Here is a 511-nt window from a genome sequence, read left to right on the forward strand (position 1 = left end):
GTCCTGCGGCTGAACCCGGACAATCCCGACCCGCTGGAACGGTGCCTCGTCCTCCTTCCACTCCACCGTCGGGTCCTCGACCGGCTGGCGTTCGAGGTCACGGCAGAGTTGCACGCGGAATTCCCACTCGCCGGCGATGCCGATCATCTCGGACTGCACCGTCTCGCGGATGGCGTTCGGGCGGCCGGAGGCATTGATCTCAGTGCCGGTCAGGGCGGTCAGAGCTGGCGCGACAGGGGCCAGCGAGAACTTGGCGATGTAGTCGCCGTACCGGAACGGGGTCAGGCTGTAGTAGGTCTCGCCGAGCGGATCGACATTGGGCGCGCCGCCAAGGGAGCCGATGGTGGGGCTATCGATGCCTACCGCATGCAGGGCCTTGTTGACGCCGCGCAGGACCGTGGAGGCAGCGACCTTCAGCCCTTCGGCGCGGTCCGTGGTGCCGGCCAGCAGCTTGAGGCTGCCCAGAAACTTCTCGGCGTTCGGTGCCTGGAACACTTTGCCGTTGACCATG

At 66.7% G+C, this 511-nt stretch carries 1 pseudogene; it reads right to left on the reverse strand.

Annotated elements, in window-relative coordinates:
• Positions 1-511: pseudogene (locus ACLBX9_RS01800) on the reverse strand (catalase); the annotation flags it as partial.

The organism is Methylobacterium sp. A49B (assembly GCF_053346215.1).